Source organism: Bacillus sp. OTU530 (genome assembly GCF_038440375.1).
In genome coordinates, this window is record NZ_JASATP010000064.1 from 1 (window position 1) to 22,437 (window position 22,437).

General features: G+C 42.1%; 20 protein-coding genes and 12 tRNA genes. 4 read left to right on the forward strand and 28 right to left on the reverse strand.

Features of this window, described 5'->3' with window-relative positions; translation table 11 throughout:
* Positions 1 to 3: 3 nt before the first annotated feature.
* From AAHB12_RS27490 to AAHB12_RS27550, 13 genes are all read right to left on the reverse strand, one after another.
* A tRNA-Gly gene (locus tag AAHB12_RS27490) sits at positions 4 to 77 on the reverse strand.
* A gap of 3 nt (positions 78 to 80) precedes the next feature.
* Positions 81 to 154 (reverse strand) — tRNA-Pro (locus AAHB12_RS27495).
* Positions 155 to 160: 6 nt separating this feature from the next.
* Positions 161 to 234 (reverse strand) — tRNA-Arg (locus AAHB12_RS27500).
* Positions 235 to 316: 82 nt separating this feature from the next.
* Positions 317 to 402, reverse strand: a tRNA-Leu gene (locus AAHB12_RS27505).
* A 12-nt stretch (positions 403 to 414) separates the two neighbouring features.
* A tRNA-Leu gene (locus tag AAHB12_RS27510) sits at positions 415 to 498 on the reverse strand.
* A 6-nt stretch (positions 499 to 504) separates the two neighbouring features.
* Positions 505 to 577, reverse strand: a tRNA-Lys gene (locus AAHB12_RS27515).
* 4 nt (positions 578 to 581) lie between these two features.
* A tRNA-Gln gene (locus AAHB12_RS27520) sits at positions 582 to 656 on the reverse strand.
* Between the two features lie 60 nt (positions 657 to 716).
* Positions 717 to 792 (reverse strand) — tRNA-Asp (locus AAHB12_RS27525).
* 5 nt (positions 793 to 797) lie between these two features.
* Positions 798 to 873, reverse strand: a tRNA-Val gene (locus tag AAHB12_RS27530).
* A 7-nt stretch (positions 874 to 880) separates the two neighbouring features.
* Positions 881 to 955, reverse strand: a tRNA-Glu gene (locus AAHB12_RS27535).
* A 3-nt stretch (positions 956 to 958) separates the two neighbouring features.
* A tRNA-Ser gene (locus AAHB12_RS27540) sits at positions 959 to 1,049 on the reverse strand.
* A gap of 3 nt (positions 1,050 to 1,052) precedes the next feature.
* Positions 1,053 to 1,127 (reverse strand) — tRNA-Asn (locus tag AAHB12_RS27545).
* Between the two features lie 152 nt (positions 1,128 to 1,279).
* The gene (locus AAHB12_RS27550; RefSeq protein ID WP_342048404.1) at positions 1,280 to 1,750 is read right to left on the reverse strand and encodes a SprT family protein; all 471 of its coding nucleotides are present in this window, start codon (positions 1,748 to 1,750) and stop codon (positions 1,280 to 1,282) included.
* A 79-nt stretch (positions 1,751 to 1,829) separates the two neighbouring features.
* Between AAHB12_RS27550 and cmpA the strand changes: the two genes are divergently transcribed.
* Positions 1,830 to 1,940 carry a cortex morphogenetic protein CmpA gene (cmpA, locus tag AAHB12_RS27555; protein WP_129731423.1) on the forward strand — a complete coding sequence of 37 codons (111 nt, stop codon included), beginning with the start codon at positions 1,830 to 1,832 and terminating at the stop codon, positions 1,938 to 1,940.
* A 36-nt stretch (positions 1,941 to 1,976) separates the two neighbouring features.
* Here the strand turns inward: cmpA and AAHB12_RS27560 are convergent, their stop codons facing one another.
* The 6 genes from AAHB12_RS27560 to acpS form a co-directional block, all read right to left on the reverse strand.
* Entirely contained in the window at positions 1,977 to 4,157 is a 2,181-nt protein-coding gene (locus AAHB12_RS27560) for a Tex family protein (RefSeq protein ID WP_446715624.1), read from the reverse strand.
* Between the two features lie 104 nt (positions 4,158 to 4,261).
* Positions 4,262 to 4,612 (reverse strand): type II toxin-antitoxin system endoribonuclease NdoA, encoded by a 351-nt coding sequence (gene ndoA / locus AAHB12_RS27565; RefSeq protein WP_129731421.1) that lies wholly within the window; start codon positions 4,610 to 4,612, stop codon positions 4,262 to 4,264.
* Positions 4,613 to 4,616: 4 nt separating this feature from the next.
* Positions 4,617 to 4,907, reverse strand: a complete 291-nt coding sequence (locus tag AAHB12_RS27570; protein ID WP_129731419.1) for a CopG family ribbon-helix-helix protein — start codon at positions 4,905 to 4,907, stop codon at positions 4,617 to 4,619.
* A 141-nt stretch (positions 4,908 to 5,048) separates the two neighbouring features.
* Entirely contained in the window at positions 5,049 to 6,227 is a 1,179-nt protein-coding gene (alr, locus tag AAHB12_RS27575; protein WP_342048405.1) for an alanine racemase, read from the reverse strand.
* A 406-nt stretch (positions 6,228 to 6,633) separates the two neighbouring features.
* Positions 6,634 to 7,527, reverse strand: coding sequence for a LolA family protein (locus AAHB12_RS27580; RefSeq protein WP_446715625.1), 894 nt, complete (start codon positions 7,525 to 7,527; stop codon positions 6,634 to 6,636).
* Positions 7,528 to 7,736: 209 nt separating this feature from the next.
* The gene (gene acpS / locus AAHB12_RS27585) at positions 7,737 to 8,096 is read right to left on the reverse strand and encodes a holo-ACP synthase (protein ID WP_342048407.1); all 360 of its coding nucleotides are present in this window, start codon (positions 8,094 to 8,096) and stop codon (positions 7,737 to 7,739) included.
* An 82-nt stretch (positions 8,097 to 8,178) separates the two neighbouring features.
* On the opposite strand from acpS, the gene AAHB12_RS27590 reads away from it, so the two are divergent.
* Complete coding sequence (locus tag AAHB12_RS27590) at positions 8,179 to 8,754, forward strand: rhomboid family intramembrane serine protease (RefSeq protein ID WP_342048408.1); 576 nt, start codon at positions 8,179 to 8,181, stop codon at positions 8,752 to 8,754.
* Positions 8,755 to 8,756: 2 nt separating this feature from the next.
* Here AAHB12_RS27590 and uvsE read toward each other — a convergent pair whose 3' ends face one another.
* The 4 genes from uvsE to AAHB12_RS27610 all read right to left on the reverse strand — a co-directional run bounded on the left by uvsE (position 8,757) and on the right by AAHB12_RS27610 (position 14,890).
* Positions 8,757 to 9,719: a UV DNA damage repair endonuclease UvsE gene (gene uvsE, locus AAHB12_RS27595; protein WP_342048409.1), complete on the reverse strand. Its 963-nt coding sequence runs from the start codon at positions 9,717 to 9,719 to the stop codon at positions 8,757 to 8,759.
* Between the two features lie 239 nt (positions 9,720 to 9,958).
* A complete protein-coding gene (locus tag AAHB12_RS27600) occupies positions 9,959 to 11,497 on the reverse strand; it encodes a DEAD/DEAH box helicase (protein WP_342048410.1) in 1,539 nt (512 codons plus the stop codon).
* A gap of 883 nt (positions 11,498 to 12,380) precedes the next feature.
* Positions 12,381 to 13,760, reverse strand: coding sequence for a UDP-N-acetylmuramoyl-tripeptide--D-alanyl-D-alanine ligase (locus AAHB12_RS27605; protein ID WP_342048411.1), 1,380 nt, complete (start codon positions 13,758 to 13,760; stop codon positions 12,381 to 12,383).
* Between the two features lie 50 nt (positions 13,761 to 13,810).
* Positions 13,811 to 14,890 carry a D-alanine--D-alanine ligase gene (locus tag AAHB12_RS27610; RefSeq protein WP_129731403.1) on the reverse strand — a complete coding sequence of 360 codons (1,080 nt, stop codon included), beginning with the start codon at positions 14,888 to 14,890 and terminating at the stop codon, positions 13,811 to 13,813.
* A 321-nt stretch (positions 14,891 to 15,211) separates the two neighbouring features.
* On the opposite strand from AAHB12_RS27610, the gene AAHB12_RS27615 reads away from it, so the two are divergent.
* Positions 15,212 to 16,084, forward strand: a complete 873-nt coding sequence (locus AAHB12_RS27615; protein WP_342048412.1) for a Cof-type HAD-IIB family hydrolase — start codon at positions 15,212 to 15,214, stop codon at positions 16,082 to 16,084.
* Between the two features lie 115 nt (positions 16,085 to 16,199).
* Here the strand turns inward: AAHB12_RS27615 and AAHB12_RS27620 are convergent, their stop codons facing one another.
* Positions 16,200 to 16,457 (reverse strand): WGxxGxxG family protein, encoded by a 258-nt coding sequence (locus AAHB12_RS27620; RefSeq protein WP_129731399.1) that lies wholly within the window; start codon positions 16,455 to 16,457, stop codon positions 16,200 to 16,202.
* A gap of 204 nt (positions 16,458 to 16,661) precedes the next feature.
* Positions 16,662 to 17,411 (reverse strand): type I methionyl aminopeptidase, encoded by a 750-nt coding sequence (gene map / locus AAHB12_RS27625; RefSeq protein ID WP_129731397.1) that lies wholly within the window; start codon positions 17,409 to 17,411, stop codon positions 16,662 to 16,664.
* 87 nt (positions 17,412 to 17,498) lie between these two features.
* Between map and AAHB12_RS27630 the strand changes: the two genes are divergently transcribed.
* Complete coding sequence (locus tag AAHB12_RS27630; RefSeq protein WP_129731395.1) at positions 17,499 to 17,693, forward strand: hypothetical protein; 195 nt, start codon at positions 17,499 to 17,501, stop codon at positions 17,691 to 17,693.
* Positions 17,694 to 18,207: 514 nt separating this feature from the next.
* On the opposite strand, the gene AAHB12_RS27635 is transcribed toward AAHB12_RS27630, so the two are convergent.
* From AAHB12_RS27635 to AAHB12_RS27645, 3 genes are all read right to left on the reverse strand, one after another.
* Entirely contained in the window at positions 18,208 to 19,629 is a 1,422-nt protein-coding gene (locus AAHB12_RS27635) for a sugar porter family MFS transporter (protein ID WP_342048413.1), read from the reverse strand.
* Positions 19,630 to 20,128: 499 nt separating this feature from the next.
* Positions 20,129 to 21,154 carry a Gfo/Idh/MocA family protein gene (locus tag AAHB12_RS27640; protein WP_342048414.1) on the reverse strand — a complete coding sequence of 342 codons (1,026 nt, stop codon included), beginning with the start codon at positions 21,152 to 21,154 and terminating at the stop codon, positions 20,129 to 20,131.
* A gap of 24 nt (positions 21,155 to 21,178) precedes the next feature.
* The gene (locus AAHB12_RS27645) at positions 21,179 to 22,159 is read right to left on the reverse strand and encodes a sugar phosphate isomerase/epimerase family protein (RefSeq protein ID WP_342048419.1); all 981 of its coding nucleotides are present in this window, start codon (positions 22,157 to 22,159) and stop codon (positions 21,179 to 21,181) included.
* Between the last annotated feature and the right edge of the window lie 278 nt (positions 22,160 to 22,437).

Here is a 22,437-nt window from a genome sequence, read left to right on the forward strand (position 1 = left end):
ATTTGGAGCGGGTGATGGGAATCGAACCCACGCTATCAGCTTGGAAGGCTGAAGTTCTACCATTAAACTACACCCGCATATCGGGAAGACAGGATTTGAACCTGCGACCCCCTGGTCCCAAACCAGGTGCTCTACCAAGCTGAGCCACTTCCCGTTCAAACGCGCCCGAAAGGACTCGAACCCATAACCTTCTGATCCGTAGTCAGACGCTCTATCCAATTGAGCTACGGGCGCACGTTTTATACAGTCATTCACACTTCTTTCGAAGGCGACTTTTACATAATAACATATTCAATTTATTAATGCAAGTTTTTTTTGGTGCGGTCGGCGAGACTCGAACTCGCACGAGCAATGCCCGCCACCCCCTCAAGATGGTGCGTCTACCTATTCCGCCACGACCGCGTCTAAATAAAATGGTGCGGGTGAAGGGACTCGAACCCCCACGCCAAAGGCGCCAGATCCTAAGTCTGGTGCGTCTGCCAATTCCGCCACACCCGCAAAATGTGAGCCATGAAGGACTCGAACCTTCGACCCTCTGATTAAAAGTCAGATGCTCTACCGACTGAGCTAATGGCTCATGATGGCTGGGCTAGCTGGATTCGAACCAACGAATGACGGAGTCAAAGTCCGTTGCCTTACCGCTTGGCTATAGCCCATCGATGAAACTTTATGTTATACATCCATAAAAAACAACTTCTATTCACTAGAAGTTTTAGTGGCGGTCCCGACGGGGATCGAACCCGCGATCTCCTGCGTGACAGGCAGGCATGTTAACCACTACACCACGGAACCAGATATGGTGGAGGATGACGGGCTCGAACCGCCGACCCTCTGCTTGTAAGGCAGATGCTCTCCCAGCTGAGCTAATCCTCCATAATGTTGGTGACCCGTACGGGATTCGAACCCGTGTTACCGCCGTGAAAGGGCGGTGTCTTAACCGCTTGACCAACGGGCCATCTGGCAGAGAAGAAGGGATTCGAACCCTCGCGCCGGTTACCCGACCTACTCCCTTAGCAGGGGAGCCCCTTGAGCCACTTGGGTACTTCTCTATTTGGCTCCGCAAGTAGGATTCGAACCTACGACCTATCGGTTAACAGCCGATTGCTCTACCGCTGAGCTATTGCGGAATAATGAAACGCATCTCGATAACGATAAAAACCATCGTCTTATTGAGACTTCTTATATTTTATATTTTTCAATATAAAATGTCAACAAATAATTCAATTTATTTTTTGATCACTTTCGTTGTGACACGTTTATAATAATACTTTATCGAAACTTAAGTGTCAACACATTTTTTGATCTCAGCTAGCTTACCTTTGCATTTTCCACATCGATACCGATTTGTATCGACTCTTCTTTTTCGTGCATATTGAAGCCCACATGATGTACATTCATACATATATGACGAAAGCCTTCTCCTCGAGGCTGCACCCGGAATCGTTTTACAAAAGCGTGGCGCTCCAACTTCTGCCAACAGCCTGCGAAAATCAGCATCTCGGTGTTTATACCCCTTGCCTGCTAAATGCAAATGATAATGGCAAAGCTCATGCTTAATCACTTCAATAAGCTCCTCTTTCCCGAACGCTTCGTAATAATTATAACTTAGCTCAATATGATGACTTTGCAGCAAATACCTTCCGCCAGTTGTACGAAGACGCTTATTAAACAATGCCTTATGACAAAATGGAAGCTTGAAGTATTGGAGGGATACCTCCTCCACAAGATGTTGTAATTCTTCTTCCTTCATTTATTTAACACCCTCTCTTCGTCCCGCGCATATACTTTTCATATATCCGCCCTATCTTACATTTAGAGGAGGGATATTCATGCCGACTTGGCTGCAAAATCAAATTCGCCGCGCCTATTTTGAAAAAAACCGTTATCAAATTAGAGTATTAAATGAGTGTTGGTTTTTCTACAAAAAACTCCAACGTTAATCAAGGGAGTGTTCCTCGTTCACTCCCTCGATTGTTTTATTCCGACAGCGGCAGCATAGACAAAGAAACACGTCCTTTTTTCATATCTACACCATCCACCCATACCTTGACGATTTGCCCAACCGAAACAACATCAAGAGGGTGCTTAACAAAACCCTTTTTCAGTTTAGAGATATGAACAAGCCCATCCTGTTTTACACCGATATCAATAAATGCTCCAAAGTCCACTACATTGCGTACAGTTCCTTCTAACTCCATACCGCGTTTTAAATCCTCTAATTGAAGAACGTCTTTCTTTAAAAGCGGCTTTTGAAACTCCTCCCGCAAGTCACGTTCTGGACGAATGAGGGCATCAATAATATCACGTAAAGTCGGTTCTCCTATACCCGTTTTCTCTGACAGCTCGGATACATTTACTTCCTCTAGAGCTTGCTTCAATTGAGGCTCGCCTAAATCATTTACTGTAAATCCAAGCTGCTCCAGTAGATTTGTAACATCATCATAACGCTCAGGATGAATGCTTGTCTTGTCTAGGGCATTGTCGCCTTCCAAAACACGCAAGAATCCAATGCACTGTTCATATGTTTTTGCCCCTAAGCGTGGAATTTTTTTCAACTGGGAGCGACCTGTAAATTTCCCGCTCTCTTCACGCTGCTTTACAATATTTTTAGCTACCGTCTTTGTCAGACCTGATACATATTGTAAAAGAGAAATAGAGGCTGTATTCACATTTACCCCTACCTGGTTGACCGCTGTTTCCACAACAAATGTCAGCGACTCACTTAAACGCTTTTGAGACACATCGTGCTGGTACTGCCCGACACCTACCGATTTTGGATCAATTTTCACCAGTTCGGCCAAAGGATCTTGAAGACGGCGGGCAATGGAGACTGCACTGCGCTCTTCCACTTGTAATTCAGGGAATTCCTCACGTGCTACATCAGAAGCCGAGTAGACACTTGCTCCAGCTTCATTGACGATAATATAGAAAATATCCCGGTCCATTGCTTTTAAAATATCAGCTACAAATTGTTCCGTCTCACGGGATGCTGTACCATTTCCGATTGCAACAACTTCAATATTATATGTATGTAAAATTGAAATGAAGGCTTCTCTTGCTTCCGCTGGTTTTGCCTTCGGTGGATGCGGGTAAATCACTCCTATTTGCATGACCTTTCCGGTCTCATCCACAACGGCAAGTTTGCACCCTGTGCGATATGCTGGGTCTACACCGAGAACAACCTTTCCTTTCATAGGTGGCTGCAGCAGCAAATTACGAAGGTTCTCCGAGAAAATATGAATCGCCTGCTCCTCAGCCCGCTCTGTTAACTCCTTGCGAATCTCTCTTTCAATGGAAGGTTCGATAAGGCGCTTATAAGCATCCTCTGCCGCCTCTGCCACGTATTGTGCTGCTGGTGAAGCAGGGGATTTTACCGTACGCTTATATAAATACTGCACACTCTCTTCACCCGGGGGCATCACGGCTATCTTTAAAATCCCTTCACTCTCACCACGATTCATTGCCAAGATACGGTGAGGAACAATTTTTTGAATGGGCTCTGTGTAGCTATAATACATCTCATATACCTTTTTATCGTCTTTTTCTTCATCCTTAACCGAAGAAGAAATGCTTCCATTTCGAAACGTAGCATCACGAATCCATTTTCGGTAGGACGCCTCATCAGAGATTTGCTCGGCAATAATATCCTTTGCGCCCTGCAGTGCCTCTTCCTCTGTTTGCACAGCCTTCTCCACGTCGATATATTCCCGTGCTCTCGCTAGAACATCACCATGCACCGGAAAAGACAGCAGCCAATTAGCTAATGGCTCTAACCCCTTCTCCTTTGCAATCGCTGCTTTTGTTCGTCTTTTTTCCTTATACGGACGGTATAGATCTTCTACCTCCTGCAGCTTTGTCGCCGCTTCAATATTGCGGCGAAGCTCGTCGGTCAGCTTTCCTTTTTCCTCAATCAGACGAAGAACTTCCGCTTTCCTTGCTTCCAAGTTTACGATATACTGCCATTTCTCCAAGATGGTACGGATTTGCACTTCGTCTAAAGACCCCGTCATCTCCTTACGATAACGAGCAATGAATGGCACCGTATTGCCTTCTTCAGTCAGATTGATAACGCTGGCCACATACTTCCTTGCAACCCCAAGCTCCTTTGAAATATCTGTGATGAATACGTTACGCCCTTCTACTGCTTCTGCTTGCAAAAAACACGCCTCCCATTCAACAAATTGTATATAACCTACTTATTTCCTACAATAATACACTCATGAAAAAAGCTGCTCCAATAAGAGAGCAGCTTCGTGATGGTTTAAAAATCTATCAGTCCTAAACTAATCTGTACCGCTTCGTCCACACGGTCCATCATTTCCTCATCCAAATGAGTAATTTTATCCGTTAAACGTTGCTTATCGATCGTCCGGATTTGTTCAAGCAAAATGACGGAGTCTCTCTCGAATCCGTATCTCTTCGCATCAATTTCTACATGAGTCGGCAGCTTTGCTTTCTGAATTTGTGCTGTAATGGCTGCTACAATGACAGTAGGGCTAAATCGGTTCCCGATGTCGTTTTGGATAACAAGAACAGGACGAACGCCACCTTGCTCAGAACCAACAACCGGGGAAAGATCTGCAAAATACACGTCGCCGCGCTTTACAATCAAAGGATTACCCCCCGCTAACTAAGCGTTCTACTGTATGCTCTGCTTCGTATTCTGCTAAGAAAGCTTCAGATGCGATGCCCAGATTAATCTTACCCATCTCAATATATCCACGTCTCATAGACTCATGCTGATAGCGTTTCTTTGTCTTATGTTGACGCAATAATAATTGAGTTGCTTGACAAATTAAATCATTACGATTTCTATTCTCTTGCTTTCCGATTCCATCTAGCTCATTTACCATTTGTTTCGGCAGACGAACAACTATTTCTGTAGTAGTTACACTCGATTCGGACACAAAAATACACCTCCACCATCAACTACACACACCGATATATATTGACACCTATTTTCATAATACCATTGTATGGGCTCTGTTGCAAAGACTTCCTGATTCCTTGCTTATGTTTTCCATCTAAAATGAAAAACATTCACCGCTCTAAAACTTTTCTGAGTCGACTAATATATTATCTGTCTGGAATACTGCACCGTTTTTTATATAGACACGCGGGACTCGAAAGCTAATCAGACACGGAATCTCGTAGTTAATCGTCTCTGCGTGCGCAGCTGCATCGTCAATGCTAACACATTCTCTATTTTGTTTGCCGAGCAGTGTAATCTTTGTACCGACAGGCAGCTCATGTGGAAGGCGAACCATAAATTGATCCATACAAACACGACCAACGATCGGAACACGATGCCCATCCGCAAGAACCTCAAATCCTTGCATTTTTCGAATCCAACCATCTGCATACCCGACTGGTACAGTTGCAATCCATTCCTTCTCCTTAGCTTTATAGGTTGCACCATAACTAATGCCACTCCCTATTTTCACTTGCTTCACATGCGTAATTTTACTGTGCAGGGAAAAAGCTTCCTGTAACGGATAAGGAAGAAGATGATTAATTTCCGGAGATGGTGTCAAACCGTACATAGCAATCCCGATGCGGACTGTATTGAAAATACACTGCGAAAAACGTAAGCTTGCCGCACTGTTTGCGCAATGTATAAGCGGTGGATGCACATCGCGCTCCTTCATCCATTCCAACTGCTGTAAAAATCGTGCATACTGCCCTTCAAAATAGGAAACATCCACACTATCTGCTGTTGCAAAATGTGTATATGCCCCTTCCAGGAAAAAGAAAGGTGAATCTTCGATAGCACCGAGACAGCTTGCCAATTCTTCCTCCGTTTGAATACCGAGGCGCCCCATGCCGGTGTCAAACTTAAAATGTAAAGAGAGCGGACTAGCAAAATCCTTCCCTTGCTTCACCTGCTCTAGCCATTCAGAACGAAATACCGTTAAAGCAATGTTATACTCGGCTGCAATTGCCGCATCTTCGGGGCGTGAAGCTCCTAATACAAGAATTGGGGCTGTAATGCCTTCCTTTCGTAATAAAAGCGCCTCATCCAAAAATGCAACCGCAAGCCGACTTGCTCCCGCCTCCAAAGCCGTCTTCGCTACAGGTACGTAGCCATGACCGTAGGCATTTGCCTTAACAGCCGCGATAACTTCAGTTCCTTCCCCTACATGATGCTTGGCGTTGGCTACATTGGTATATATAGCATCCAAATTTACCTCTACCCATGTATCGCGGTAAAACATTGACCCTTTCATTTAAAGAACACTTCCCTTATACGATATGCGATGCTTATTCTTATATATTCACGTTTTTTTGCATTTGTAATTCCTCCTTGATTATCGACCTGCTGCACAGCGGTTGTCAATGATATTGCTGACAAAAAAGGAAAGGATTTTTATTTTGGTATACAGAAATATTTATAAAGAAAACTCGCCGATTGGCGAGCCCTGCCTTTGGGGAAGACAAAGGCGTAGTTGCACTTATACTGTATTCCTAAAATTTCTCACTACGTCGAATGGGCTTCCTGCTAGAAATTTATACTTTCTTACAGTGTAAAATAGGATGATGGTTGTTTCCTTTTTTGTCTTGGATACAATAGCTTGTCTAGGATAAACTCCTTCAAAAAAGCGCGGCAAGTTACCCTGCCGCGTTTTTTCTTCTCTATTTCGATGACTTTTCATAGACGGAACGCGCCACCATAAGGAGCTCTTCCTGCGTCAAGCCTTTGGCTGCAAGCATATAATCCACCCCATTATACGACCATGTTACGGAATCCTCCGTCAATGCTCCTACAGTAAAGCCTAAATCTACTGGCTCGCCACTTACAGAAATAGCCGTGCCAGTTGCAGATACTCGTGCTTTTTCCTGAATTAAAGTAAAGGACTTTTTATTGCCATTGTACGTGACAATAACACGCTTACCGCTGGAGGTTTGCAGTTCTTTTTCTTCTTTACGTTCCATTCCTTGCGGTACATCGCTTGGATATAGGACAGAGAATGGTTTATCCTGTTCCGCTGTTGTTGGTACCTCCATTTGTGCACTAGACATATTGCGTTTCGTATCAAATGCACCCTTATCAAATTTTGCATCAAACTTTACATTTGAAAAATCCACCTGCACAAGTACATTTTGATCAGGATCCATCAATTTGACTGAAACAGGTGCTAAGTCCTTTTTGCTGAAGGTAATCTCTTGCTTTGGAATCACATTATTATTTTGATAATTTGTTTTTGTTTCAAACACGTAGGCTTTATCTGTGCTTTTAAATACTGCATCTTTGTCTTTTAACACATCTCGAACAAGTGACTCGAATAAGTAAGCCTGACTGCTATTTTGCGGCCAATCGCTTTGAAAACGGAAGCTTTTGTTTAAAGCAGGCGTTAATACAAACACACCTTCATCGTTACGCAAAATAATTTGGCTTTGATCCTTTTTCGCATTCTTTAGATTCACGCGATAATACGAAGGCTTGCTGTGCCAAATCTCCACACTATATACCTGCGGCTCTGTACCAGTTTTGATTGATAGCTCCGCCTCCGCCCGATAGCCCTTCATATTCTCTACCTTTGCTTTTAAATCTGAGATAACATCCTCCTTGGTTTTCTGTCCACAGCCAGCCAAAGCAACAATCAGCAAAAGTCCAAGCAGTAATGGTAACAGCTGTTTTCTCATTCCCTCAACCCCTTTGTCTCATAAGTAACTGGAAGGCTATGCCTCCCCTGCCGCTACTCAAATATATGAGACAAGAATAGGGAATATGCAGACTAGCTTGACGGGCTTTCGATAATCACCTGCGCCACAGCAAATTGTTTACTGTGACTAATGGATACATGAATTGTATAGGGAGAAGCAGCATGTAACACTGGTTTTCCTCGCTCATCATTATCAACTTCAATATCTAAAAAACTAAGGTCCCTGCCAAATCCAGTTCCAACCGCTTTCGCATACGCCTCCTTAGCAGCAAACCGTCCTGCAACAAACTCCGTCCTCCTCTGACCACGCAGCTGCTCTGCCTTCTCTCGCTCCCGTCCCGTTAAAATCCGATCCAAAAACTTTGGCTGTGCCTCTATCAGCTTTGCAATTCGGTCCAGTTCAATAATATCGATTCCCGTTCCGATAACCATGGTTGTACCTTCCTTCTTCTAATTCTCTTTTTCCATTCATACTGTAGAATAGCAGAGACCAACAGCTTTGTACAAAAGGAGGTTGGAATTTGATTTGATTGTACAGTCCCGTTATTTGCCGATTCGTCTTCCTCTCGTCACTGTCACCATACTAGCAATACAGATAATGACTTGGTGCTTTTCCCGTCTGCTGATTCCGCTTGGGACCGGCTGTAACTCTTGTATAGCCGCGGGGGAATGGTGGCGATTCCTAACACCTGTGTTCCTTCATACAGATTTTTCTCATTTGCTTTCCAATTGTCTAAGTTTATTGCTACTGGGAGCATATCTTGAGCCTCAGCTTGGCAAATTGCGATTCTGTTTCCTGTTTCTTTTTACAGGAATTTGCGGTAATATAGCTACCTATTTTCTCATGCCTCTATCCTTTATACATGTAGGAGCATCCGGCGCCATTTTTGGCTTGCTAGGAATGCAGCTGTATCTTTTCTATCTGCAAAAGCGGCATTATACAAAACAACATTTGACTGTATTCATTCTGCTGCTTCTGTTCTTAGTTTCTATGACCTTCCTGGAAAATTCGGTAAACATTGCTGCTCATTTAGGTGGGCTACTCTCCGGAGGAATTCTGTCGCCGTTTTTTACAAAAGAATGGGGCTAGCTCTATTTGATATAAAAGCTGGCCCCATCTACTATTTCAATATCATTCTGTTTTTGCATATCCTGCATAAGCTGAAACAAAGCCTCATCCTTTTGCTTTGCTTCAATCATACAGTCGACCTGCGAAACACTTCCCTTTATTTCACGTAAAAACGTTAAAAACATGGCAGGGTCAATATAATCGGCATGAGCACGCGGATCCCTTTCGTCACGCGGACTTGAGATATGCATCTTAATTGGCAATGCAGAATGCTTCCATGTCTCAACAACCCGAGGCCAATCCTCACGCCAATCCAAGCTACCATCATTGGTAAGGTGATGGTGATAATCAAAAACTACCGGAACAGCGAGCTTTTCCCCAAGATACAATGTCTCATGAAGAGTAAATGTTGTATCATCATTTTCAAGCATAATCATGTCCTGTATTCCCCTTGGAACATCGCCCCAGTTCATAATAAATTGCTCTAGCGCCATCTCTTTATCAGAGTATCCGCCGCCTACATGAAGAACACAGCGATGCTTCGGATCAACACGCATTCCTCTTAAAAGCCGGTAATGCATACGCAATGTCTTTAAGGATTGCTTTAAAATATCTTCACCAGGAGAATTCAGCACAACAAAATGATCTGGATGAAAATCAACACGCATATTATGCTCCTTGATATAAGATGCTAGCGCAAGCAACTTGTCCTTTAGCGGTAAGATGTAATCCCAACCTGGCAGTTCCTCGTGATTAGCTAATGGAATAAGCTTCGAGCTAAAGCGAAAAAACGCGATATCATGACCAGAATTATGCTTTAACAGCCGTAAACAATTCTCTAAATTCGAGCTTGCAATCCGTTCAAGCTTCCGGATCGCTGCATCCCGATCCTTCAAACGCTGAAATTGTGCAAATGTCATCGTTTGAGACGGCGAGGCATTTTGAAGATGAACACTCATAGCTACATAACCAAGTCGTACGAGCATACAATTCCTCTTTTCCTAGTAGCGTGTATGTAGTATTCCCCCAAAATATAAAGAAAACTCGCCGATTGGCGAGCCCTGCCCTTGAGCGAAGACAGAGGCGTAGTTGCACTTACACTGTATTCCTCAAATTTCCGACTCCGTCGAATTCGCTTCTAGCTGGAAATTTACACCTTCTTACAGTGTAAGAAAAAGCAAGAAGCCCACACGAATCGTATGGGCTTCCTTCAACATATTCTATCTTACAATTGCTTTGCTACAGGCGCTTTACGGCTGCGTCCGTCTCCGCCACGTCCGTCATTACGGTCTCTTGAAAAATCCTTGCGAGGGCCGCCTTTACGGTTTCTTGCTCCACGATCTCCGCCACGGTCTCCGCCTCTATTGCGATCTCCACCGCCTCGGTTACGATCTCCACCGCCTCGGTTACGATCTCCGCCTCTGCCACGGTTTCTATCTTTTGAAACGACTGGTGGCTCATCAGTTAATTGAACCGGCGTTGTATCTGGCTCTTTTGTCATAAGCTTTAACGCAGCAGCTACTACTGCTACAGAATCATTTTCTTCTAACAGTTCTTCAGCCATACGTTTGTAGTAAGACAGATTTTCCGTTTCTAACACGCTCGCCAGCTTCTCGGCAATCAAACGTTGCTGTCCTTCTAACGCTTCGTCTAATGTCGGTGGAGTCATACGGTCAATCTTACGGTTTGTTGTACGTTCGATATTTTTCAGCTGTCCGAATTCACGCGGCGTTACAAACAGCATCGCAATTCCTGTTTTTCCAGCGCGTCCTGTACGGCCAATGCGGTGTACATATGATTCTGGATCTTGCGGAATATCAAAGTTGTATACATGTGTAACGCCTGAAATGTCTAAGCCGCGAGCAGCTACATCAGTTGCTACAAGCACTTCAATGGAACCTTCCTTAAACTTCTTCAAGACAGAAAGGCGCTTAGCTTGAGACAAGTCACCATGAATTCCTTCAGCAGCATATCCACGCAGGTTTAGTGCCTCAGATAATTCATCTACGCGGCGCTTCGTGCGGCCAAAAATAATAGCTAATTCTGGAGATTGAATATCCAGTAAACGAGTTAAAATATCAAATTTCTTCTTCTCTTGCACTTCTAGATAGAACTGCTGAATGTTTGGCATTGTTACTTCTTTTGACTTAACTTTAATAATTTTAGGCTCTTTCATGAAGCGCTCAGCAATGCGGCGAATTGGCTCTGGCATTGTGGCAGAGAACAATAATGTTTGATGCTCTTCTGGAACATCACTTAAGATAGACTCAATATCTTCAATAAAGCCCATGTTCAGCATTTCATCCGCTTCATCTAGGACAACCGTTTCAATATTTTGTAAACGAAGTGTTTTGCGGTTAATATGATCTAAAATACGTCCCGGCGTTCCGACGATAATATGAGGGTGTTTCTTTAAAGAGCGAATTTGGCGGTTAATATCCTGCCCACCATAAATCGGTAAAATTCTTACGCGCTTATGGTAGCCGATTTTGTATAACTCTTCAGATACTTGAATTGCAAGTTCACGTGTAGGGGCAATAACAATCCCTTGAATTGTATCAGATCTTGTATCGATTTTATCTAAGAGCGGTAATCCAAAAGCCGCTGTCTTTCCTGTTCCTGTTTGTGCCTGACCGATAATGTCTGACCCTTCAAGCGCTGTTGGGATTGTTTCTGCCTGAATTGGCGTCGCTTCTTCAAAACCCATTTTTTCTACGGATTTGAGCAGTTGTTCACTTAATCCTAATTCTCTAAATGTTGTCAATGTTTACTTCTCCTTTTCTCTTTCGTATTGCTGTCTACTGAAAAAAAGACATTCCCCGCGCCGCAGAAAATGCCCTTAGCTGATATTTCCCAAAGTCGAACTTTTCACTTATGATAACGGGCAAACTCCATTTATAAATTAAATATTGGAAAATACGAACTCTCATGTACTTTACCCATTATAAGTTTTGCCGTTGGAAAAAGCAAACTCCTTCTTCCATTATTTCGAATAAGGGCATATTAATCTGCTTTTCAGTCCCTGAATAATCTCAGGTAGCCTCTTTACTAAGTATTGTCCCGTTTCATATTTATAATCCATCCACTATATTCTTTTTACACACTAAAACAAAGAACAAGTACATGATCTATTGAGAAATGGCTATTTCATTAGACAGATTCCCATTTTTATACGTACAGATGCTTATATCATACTCACAATATCCTCTCTTTATGTATATACCAAAGAAAGTATATCATGCTTATAAAGAAAACTCGCCGACTGGCGAGCCCTGCCCTTGGGCGAAGACAGAGGCGTAGTTGCACTTACACTTTTCCGCTAAAATTTCCGACTACGTCGAATTCGCCTCTAGCTGGAAATTTATACTCTGACAAGTGTAAAGAAAACTCGCCGACTGGCGAGCCCTGCTCTTGAGCGAAGACAAAGGCGTAGTTGCACTTACACTTTTCCGCTAAAGTTTCCGACTACGTCGAATTCGCCTCTAGCTGGAAATTTATACTCTGACAAGTGTAAAGAAAACTCGCCGATTGGTGAGCCCTGTTCTTGGGCGAAGACAGAAATATAGTTGCACTTACATTTTTTTAATACTCCCCGAAACAGGACTCAAAAACAGCAAGACTCTAGCCGAGTCTTGCTGCTTCCTGTCCTATCGCAGCCCCGCAATCACTTCTTCAAGTCGCATGCCGCGAGATGCCTTCACTAACACAACATCCTTCGCACCCACAAGCTCTTTTAAGTCTTTCACCAAAGCTTCTTTATCATCATAAGCCTTCACACGATGACTGCCAAGGTGTTCAGCCGCTCCCTTTGCAATATGCCTCCCTAAATTACCATACGTAAATACGTAATCAATACGAGCGGGGTTAATGCTTTGACCAATTTCATAGTGAAACTCCACCTCTTGATTACCAAGTTCTAGCATATCACCAAGAACAGCAATTTTATGAGAAAAGCCTTGCAGCTCATCCATCAGCAACAGCGCTGCTCTCATCGATGTCGGGCTTGCATTATAGGCATCATTAATAACCGTCAAGCCATTGTCCGTCTTGATAACCTCCATACGCATGCCCGTCAACTGCAACTGCGCTAACCCTTGCTTCATCTCTTCCCATGTTACACCGAAAAATTCCGCAATTGCCATACATGCTAGTGCATTGTATACATTATGCTTGCCGAGCACAGGCAGAAAAAAGGACAGGGCTGGGGCATGATTGATTGTAAACGTCGTACCTGTTGCATCTAGAGCGATAGAAGTTGGATAGTAATCATTCACTTTTTGATTACCAAAGGCTGCTTTGGTTACTGGTAAATCTATCATTTCATTCACTCTTGATGTGAGCAGCGGTTCATCACCGTTATAGACAAGCAAGCCGCCCTCCTGCAAGCCGAGCACAATTTCTAGCTTTGCCTCCGCAATGCCAGCACGTGAGCCCAACTCCATTAAGTGTGATTCTCCAATGTTTGTAATAATAGCAGCGTTCGGACGAGCCAATTTAGATAGAAATTCAATTTCACCGCGTGCCGACATGCCCATCTCAAGCACAGCCATCTCAGTGTCCTCTTTTAGACGCAAAATCGTAAGAGGGAGACCGATATGGTTATTGAAGTTACCTTCTGTTTTTTGCACCTTAAATTTCGTACTCAATAAACTCGTAACGATATCCTTTGCCGATGTTTTCCCGTTGCTTCCTGTCACCCCAATGATTTTGACATCCAATTGATCCCGATAGCTTCTTGCTAGCTGCTGCAACGCTGCTAATGTATCATCAACAAAAATAACCGGTACATTATCAGGGGGGTTCTGTACATCCTGCTGCCAAAGAAGTGCAGCTGCACCATTCTCTAACGCAGACTGCGCAAAAGCATGCCCATCAAAGCGTTCACCTTGAATGGGGATATATAAATTACCGCCGCTTATTTTACGCGAATCAATAGACACTCCCTGGATACGTACATCTTCCCATTTTGCATCTAAACCATTTCCGTTTACCATTTGCTGAACCTGAGATAACGATCTTCCAATCATAAAAACTCTCCTTACAGAAAGGAAGCACTGCGAGCAGGGCTTCCTTGTTTTTAAATAGTATATTTAATTTTTTGCTTTTCTTCATACCGTTCAATTGCCAGCTGTACAAGCCTTTCAATCAGCTCCGGATAAGACATGCCGGATTGCTGCCAAAGAAGAGGGAACATGCTGAACGGAGTAAAGCCTGGCATTGTATTTACTTCATTGATATATACGTTTCCTTCCTTCGTTAAGAAGAAATCTGCTCTCGTCAGGCCTGCTCCGTCAAGTGCCTTAAAAGCTTGAATTGCATATTCTCGGATTGTCTCATATTCCTCCTGCGTTACCTCTGCTGGAATCATAAGAGCTGTATCGCCATCTATATATTTTGCCTTATAATCGTAAAATTCCTTCTTCGGTGCAATCTCCCCAACAACAGAGCATTGTGGGTCATCGTTACCAAGTACGCCAATTTCGATTTCGCGGCCTGTAATATTTTCTTCAATAATAATCTTCCGGTCAAATTGAAATGCTTCTTCAAACGCAGCCTCTAGCTCCTCGCGATTTTTACACTTGCTAATCCCTACGCTAGACCCTAAGTTAGCCGGCTTTACAAAGCATGGATAGCCTAAAGCTTCCTCAACCTTGATGTAAACGGCATCGCGCTCCTTTTCCCATTCACTGCGAATGAATGAAACATAATTCGCTTGCGGAAGACCTGCCTGCGCAAAAATATTCTTCATCACAACCTTATCCATACCAGCTGCAGAAGCTAATACACCATTTCCAACATAAGGGATATTTAAAAGCTCTAACAAGCCTTGTACTGTACCATCTTCTCCATTTGGACCATGAAGCAACGGAAACACAACATCAACTGTATCTTCCTCCGCAGAAGACGGTGCAAGCTCACGACTCAATGAGAATGGAGATACCTTCTGACCTGTACCTTCCATTTTGAGAACATTTACGTCTTCAACTTCCCCTTGTAAACGCTCGCCCTTGATCCAAGCTCCCTGCTCTGTAATATAAATAGGATATACCTCGAACTTTTCTGTATCCAGCGCTTTCGTAACAGCAAGAGCCGTTTGCAGCGAAACTTGATGCTCTGCAGATTTGCCTCCATATAACAAACCTAACTTGATTTTCATACAAAAACCACCTTAATCATTTTTTTCATCTTTCTATTGTAGCACTTTTTAGGAAAATAGATAGCAACTGTTTCAAAGGGAGCAATTGATTTTACATTTCGACCTAGTCATCCACCTACGTCAGTATATGAGCATCCGCCCTTATCGGTTCCCTCTTCCTGATGATGCACTTGGCTTGCGTTTCTCCAACTTACCGTAATTTCCCACAAGCTTAGTAAAACATTTTACAAAAGATAACGCATACAATAGAAACAATTTACAAAGGAATAGTTACTATCTCAAAAACTATCATGTATGATAGGTAAGTAAGGAGTGATTACTATGAAACTAATAGCTATTGATATGGATGGCACCTTGCTATCTCACGATTTACAAATTTCGGAACGCAACATGAATGCTATTCAACAAGCTCAGCAGGAGGGGCATATCGTAATGATTTGCTCTGGACGGGCAAAGGATGATCTTTCAGGGCTGTTACAGCGCTATAACCTATCCCTTCCTCTTGGGACAAGCAATGGAGCTGTTGTATATGTAAACGACACATTGCTCCAAGCTTCCTATATAAACAAAGCAATCGTACTGCAGACAGCGCTGCACCTTGAAGCAGAAGGTTTTCCGTATAAAGTGTACACAAATCAAGGGATTTATGTACCAACCAATTGGAACGAAAATGTAATGCGTACATGGCAAGCGGCTGGCTCACAATCTTATAACTTTACAATAAAAGATTTACAGAAAGTAACTGAGCAGCAGTTGCAAGCTAATGTCATTCGTTCTTTTGACAACATATCCACCCTTTTTTCATCCGATGAGTTGCAGGTAGAAAAGTTTTTCATTTTAACATTGGATGATCAAGTACGAACACAGCTTCTAGAGCATCTACAAACAGTAGAAGAAATTGGCATTACTGCCTCTGCACCGACAAATCTAGAAGTAATGAATCAAAACGCTCATAAAGGGAATGGCTTACGAGCAATGGCTAAACACTTCGGTATCCCGATGGAACATACCGTTGCAATCGGTGATAATTTTAATGATGTTCCAATGATGCAGGCAGCTGGCCTTTCTATTGCAATGGGCAACGCAGAACAGGAAGTAAAGGATTTATGTGATGCTGTCACCCTCTCCAATGAAGAGCATGGTGTAGCACATGCACTCGAAACTTATATCTTACAAAAAACAAAACAGTTGTAAGTAAGAAGGGCCTTTCCTTATAAGGCTGTTGAAAAAAAGGGGGAGCGCAAAGCGCCCCTCCCTTTTTGGCAAGTTTTCTATAGAAGAACAACATCTTTGGTGACGTTGTTCCCTATTAACGAGCTTCTCTTTCTCTTTCTCTTCTTCTAAGGCCAAGCAAGCCCGCTAGTCCTAATAAACCGATCCACTCCCAATCAAAATCGTTATCATTATTGATATCGTCTGTTGTTGTAGTTACATTCCGAGTTACAACCCCATTATTGTTATAATCTCTATTTGTATTATTGTTATAATCTTCAGCATGGACAGGTATACCAAAAACTACTACAGTTAAAACCAAAGTACACAAAAGCGAAGATAATTTTTTCTTCATGATTTCCCTCCTTTCTCAATAAATAAAGTTCCCTAACTATCCAAAACATATGTGAAAGTTATTTCAAAAGAATTAGATGAGGTATCAATTTTTGACGTTGGCTCTAAATCTGAAGCAGATGATAAAGATCCTTACATCATAAAGAGGAGGAAGTGCTTTGCACTTCCCCCTTTTGTCAACAGCCCCATGACAGAAGGCTTTCTTTTACTCTTGAGCTGTTAACAATAGCGGCCCTTCCTCTGTTATTGCAATCGTATGCTCATATTGTGCGGACAATGACCCATCTACTGTTCTGGCCGTCCAATTATTATCATCCATTTTCGATTGCCATGCACCAATATTAATCATCGGCTCAATCGTAATAACCATACCTTCTTTTAACCGAACACCTCTCCCAGGTAAACCAAAATGCGGAATATGGGGCCCTTCATGAATTGTTGGACCAATACCATGCCCCGTAAAATCTCTTACGACAGAATAGCCCTTTGGTTCCACATAGGATTGAATCGCATGACCAATATCCCCAATGCGATTCCCTGCCACCGCCTGTTCAATCCCTTTATATAGGGCTTCCTTTGTAACCTGCAGCAATCCCTCTGCCTCTGGGGAGATACGGCCGACTCCGTATGACCAAGCTGAATCCGCCAATGCGCCCCCTAGGTTTACAACCATATCAATTGTCACGATATCTCCTTCTCGCAAAGGTGTTTTTCGCGGAAAGCCATGACAAATTTCATCATTAATAGAGGCACACGTCGCATACGGGTAGCCCTTATATCCCTTTTGCTCCGGCTTGGCTCCATGCTGAAGCAAAAACTTCTCTGCTATGCGGTCAAGCTCCATTGTTGTAATACCAGGCTCAATCAGCTTTGCCAGCTGCTGATGACAAGCAGCCAGCAGCTTCCCGGCCTCATGCATAAGAGCAATTTCTCGTTTTGTTTTTAATGTAATCACACAAACACTTCCTAACAAATTTTTACTTCTATCTCTCCTTGGACAAGCATAACATAGTACAAAATAAGAGAAAAGCAGGAGGAAACGATGGAGAATGTCTTTTCCTATGTCGCAGGTGCATTTGCGATCATTTTTATTGTATTGGTAACGCTACTGCTATTTCCCTTTTTCCCCATGCTGGCATTATGCTTCGTAATTGCCTGCATGCTTACCACTGCCATTATCGTAACCCTCACCCCCGAAACGGATGAAGAAAACGGAGTTGAACGCATGAAGGCGTAGACTCCGTTTTCTTGTGCCTAAAGTCCCGCATCACTAGTGCCTTACATACTTTTTTCTTTCATACATTTCCTCATAACCCCAACTGTTCCGTGCAAACTATTATATGAAAAGTAAGAAAGGAAAATCCACCCTGGACGACTTGATTAGCAAAAAGAAATGAAGATTGGCAATGAAGTATTCTTTATTTATAATAACCCGCATTCTTACGTTCAAATTTGCAGCCTCCAAAAATAAAGGTCGCGTACTGAAATAAAACTATATAATAGAAGGAACCAAATTCTAATCCCCGTCCCTTTCCTCACCTATTTCTTGCTGTTTATTTAAAGGCAAAGTCTTAAGATCATTCCTAAAGTTCTTTCTGTTTGGCTACATCCTTATTTGTTAAAAGCAAAAAAGTGTAATCGCTTTAATTTATTGGTTTATGCAAAAAACCAAAATTAATCGATTACACTTCTAAGTATATGGCACTCTAGTATAGAGTCTTTATCTTAATCAATAGTTCTAAATTATCAATTTACTTTGCTGAAGCCCCAACCGTATTTAAATCGTTCTGGTTATCTCGATTATCATAGGTACGGAAGTAATGTTCTAGCTCCTCAAGTGTGCGTCCCTTAGTTTCCGGCAAGTATTTCTTCACAAAAGCGATAGCTACAAATCCAATAACCGCAAAGGAGAAGAATGTTGCGGACAAGCCAATCTTATCGAGCAATATCGGGAATAACAGACCAATACAGAAATTCGTTATCCAGAGGAAAAACACGCTAATACCCATACCTAATCCGCGCAACCGCAAAGGGAATATCTCCGAAAGTGTAACCCATAATACTGGCCCAATAGCTCCCTGCATGAAAGCTAGAAATGTGACTGTTAGAGCAAGCATAATATACGGAAGTGAGGCAGATCCCTTAAGTACGAATGAAAATATTCCAATGAGCAAAAGTACTAGTGTAGTTCCTGTCAATCCAGTCAGCATCATTGATCGACGGCCAGCCTTGTCAAGGAGCCAAATACCGACTAAAGTTGCCAAAACTGAGATTGCACCATTGGCGATGTTTCCAATCAATGCAGCGGATGTCTCAAATCCAGCATCTCTAAGAATTTCAGTTCCATAATACATAATCGAGTTAACACCCGTAACTTGCGATACAACACCAACTCCAATTCCGATAAACACAATGCGACGTATCCACGGTACTGATAAATCTTTAAAAGTAGCTTTATCCATTTTTGATTCCTCAGCTAAAGCAGCCTTAATCGCATTGAATTCCGATTTAGCTCGGTTTTCATCTCGTATCTGTCTTAGAATACGAAGTGCATCATCATCTCTCCCCTTTGAAACAAGCCAACGTGGACTTTCGGGTACTCTGATCATACCAAAGAACAGGAACACCGCTGGAAGTGCTGCAATAGCCAACATGTAGCGCCAAACATGTGCATTATCAGCCATTGTGTTACCTAAGATGGCATTAAAAACGAAAGCTAATAGTTGTCCGCCAACAATCATCAATTCATTCTGGGTTACCATTTGACCACGGCGCTCTGCGGGTGACATCTCTGCTAAATAAGTTGGAACTGTTACTGATGCACCTCCCACAGCAAGTCCAAGCAAGAACCGGAAGATAATCATAACAGTAACGTTTGGAGCAAGAGTACATCCTATTGTAGCAATAAAAAACAATACCGCGAGATAAAGAATGTTTTTCCGGCGACCACTATAATCAGATAACCGACCACCGAATACCGCACCCAGCGCAGCTCCAAAAAGCAGTGAACTTGCTATAAGACCTTGAGTAACCGAGTTAAGACCGAGAGCTTTAGACATAGAAGGCAAAGCGCCATTGATAACACCTGTATCGTATCCGAAAAGAAGCCCGCCAAATGTTGAAATTATGATAATCGTGCGTAAAAACGAACTTGGAGTTCCATGTTTACTCATGTTAATTTCTCTCCTCTTCCTGTAAAAAAATGAATAACTACTTTTTTCTTTATATGTTTTCATTTCAACCAAACATCTTCCACTGTTAACGCATCAAGAATACGCTTACATTATTTGTATTAAATAATTTATATAAGTTAATTTTAAGGGTTTGTTGTTTAGTTGATCATTTATATTTATAAAAAGTTACTATTCAAAACGTTTTCTTTAGTTGGTGATTAACTGAAGAAAACGTTTTGAATTTCCAATAAAACAGCCACTTTTTGTGAAATAGGTTTTTCAAAGCACTGTATTAAGCCTTTAACTTACTTGATTCCAATCAAAAAGGTAATCAGTTGTCCTTATAACTGTTAAATAAGATCTCTATTTTTTACATTGTAAGAAAGCATAAATTTCCAGCTAGAAGCCCATTCGACGTAGTCGGAAATTTTAGGAATATAGTGTAAGTGCAACTACACCTCTGTCTTCGCCTAACGGCTCGCCAATCGGTAAGTTTTCTTTACTGTAAAACATATTGCTTGCTGTAAAATGCCGGACGTTCTGGTATAGAAATTGGAACAATCTGACCTGTCTGCTTAGCTTCCACACAAGCATCCGCCGTCACTGCTACAACATAACCATCCCAAGCTGATGGTCCATTCATTTCACCTTTTACAGTACAATTAATCCATTCTTGCAGTTCAACATCATAAGAATCAATGAAACGATCTTTCCAATCTACTAGAATTTCTGTTGAAAGCTTTGCTTCACTTCGCATAAGTACACTGGATGGCTCGGGTAAGTTGGCTGTACCTGTTTCTCCAACAACCTGACATTGAATATCATATCCGTATTGACAATTTACAAATATTTCAGTGTCAATTCGGATTCCTTGTTTCGTTTCCAGTAAGACGATATGTGGATCCTGTACCCCTTCAGCTGCAAAACGTGTGTTTCTTGGCAGGATTACCTGGGCAGAAACATAATCGTCATTGAGTAACCACCGTAAAACATCTATTTCATGAGGAAAAGAATCAGTAAGTGCCATATCACCAGTGCAACCTGGAGCTGAAGGAGCTCGGTGTGCACAATGCACCATTAACGGCTCACCAATTCTTCCATTATCAACAACACGTTTCAATGCGCGATACCCTTTATCGTAACGTCGCATGAATCCTACTTGCACTAACTGTTTACCGTGCGCAAGCTCTGCATCAACGATTCTTTTACATCCCTCAGCAGTTGTTGCAAGTGGTTTTTCACAGAAAACCGGTTTACCTGCAGCAATGGAAGCCAAAACAAATTCTTCATGGGTAGGGCCCCAAGAGGTTACAATAACTGCATCAACGTCGTTGGAGTTAATAACTTCATGTCCACTTTCGTAAACCTTTGCATCCAGATTTTCATTTTTAACAACAGCGTTAGCTTGTTCTGCATTCACATCCGTTACTGCAACAATTTTAGCTCCCGATAACGTGTTGGAGATTCTGCGAATATGATCTTGACCAATAGCACCTGTACCGATAACACCTATTTTTAACACCATACAATATATGCCTCCTTATTTTATTTACTGGCTAACAACTGAATAAAGGTTTGAGCTTTTATTTTTAAAATCTCTAGGTAACGCTTCTTTGAGAATATCCATGGATTTTTTAACACCAGTGAGCGGTTCCATTGTTAGATCTTCCATTTCAAGAACTACTGGTCCCTCATATCCTGTCATTTTCACGACAGTGAAGAACTCCTTCCAATAACTAACATCGTGTCCATATCCAAGTGCTACATAATTCCATGAACGATCAGCAAAGCTTTCCATCGGTTTCACGTCAATCAGTCCATGTATATCATTTACTCCTCTTTCTATCCGTACATCTTTAGCATGGACATGATAGATTGCACTTCCTAATGCTCTTACTGCTGCAATCGGATCTCCACCCATCCAAAATAGATGACTTGGGTCAAAATTCATGCCAACCATATCCCCAACTTCATTTCTTAATTTGAAGAGTGTTTCTGGATTATGCACTAGATTACAACCAAGATTCTCAATGGCAATTTTTTTGACGCCACGTTCTTTTGCAACTTTCACGGCTTTTTCCCAGTATGGAAAGGCTACTTCATTCCATTGCCATTCTAAAGTTTTAAAATGGGGAGGTAAAATAGGATGTGTGATCCAATTCGGTGTCACATCATTTGGACCCCCACTAGGACAACCCGACATCATAACAACTGTTTCTACCCCTAAAAGCCCTGCAAGTTGGAATGTTTTTTCAACAACTGCCTTATGAGCTTCTCCCTCTTCCGTTGGTTCGAGTTGATTTCCTGAACAGTTTAAAGCTGCAATTTCCAGCCCTCTGCTTTTAATAGCATCTAAAAACTTCTCGCGTTTAACAGCACTCTCCAGCAAACCATCTAAATCAACATGTGGCGCCTTAGACCAATTACCGCACCCTAATTCTAGAGCTTCAAATCCTAGGTCTGCACATGTATCAAGCATTTCTTCTAACGGCATGTATCCTAAAATATCAGTAACTAAGCCGGCTTTCATCATAATTAATACCTCCGTATATAATAATTAAACATTTAAAGATATGCCATTTCATTTTAAAGACATACCATTAAAGAGAAATTGGTTCAGGACCTTCAATATCAGCCTACCTTTTAAGTTACTATTCGGCAGGAAACCTCTAGTGTAATCGCTATCATCACCATTAAACATGGAGAAGAATTTCTCATTTACAATTATGATTATAGGGCATTACACAATACGTGTATTTAGCTTATCAAGACGCGTTTTTACACTTTTAAGACACTATCTTTCTAAGA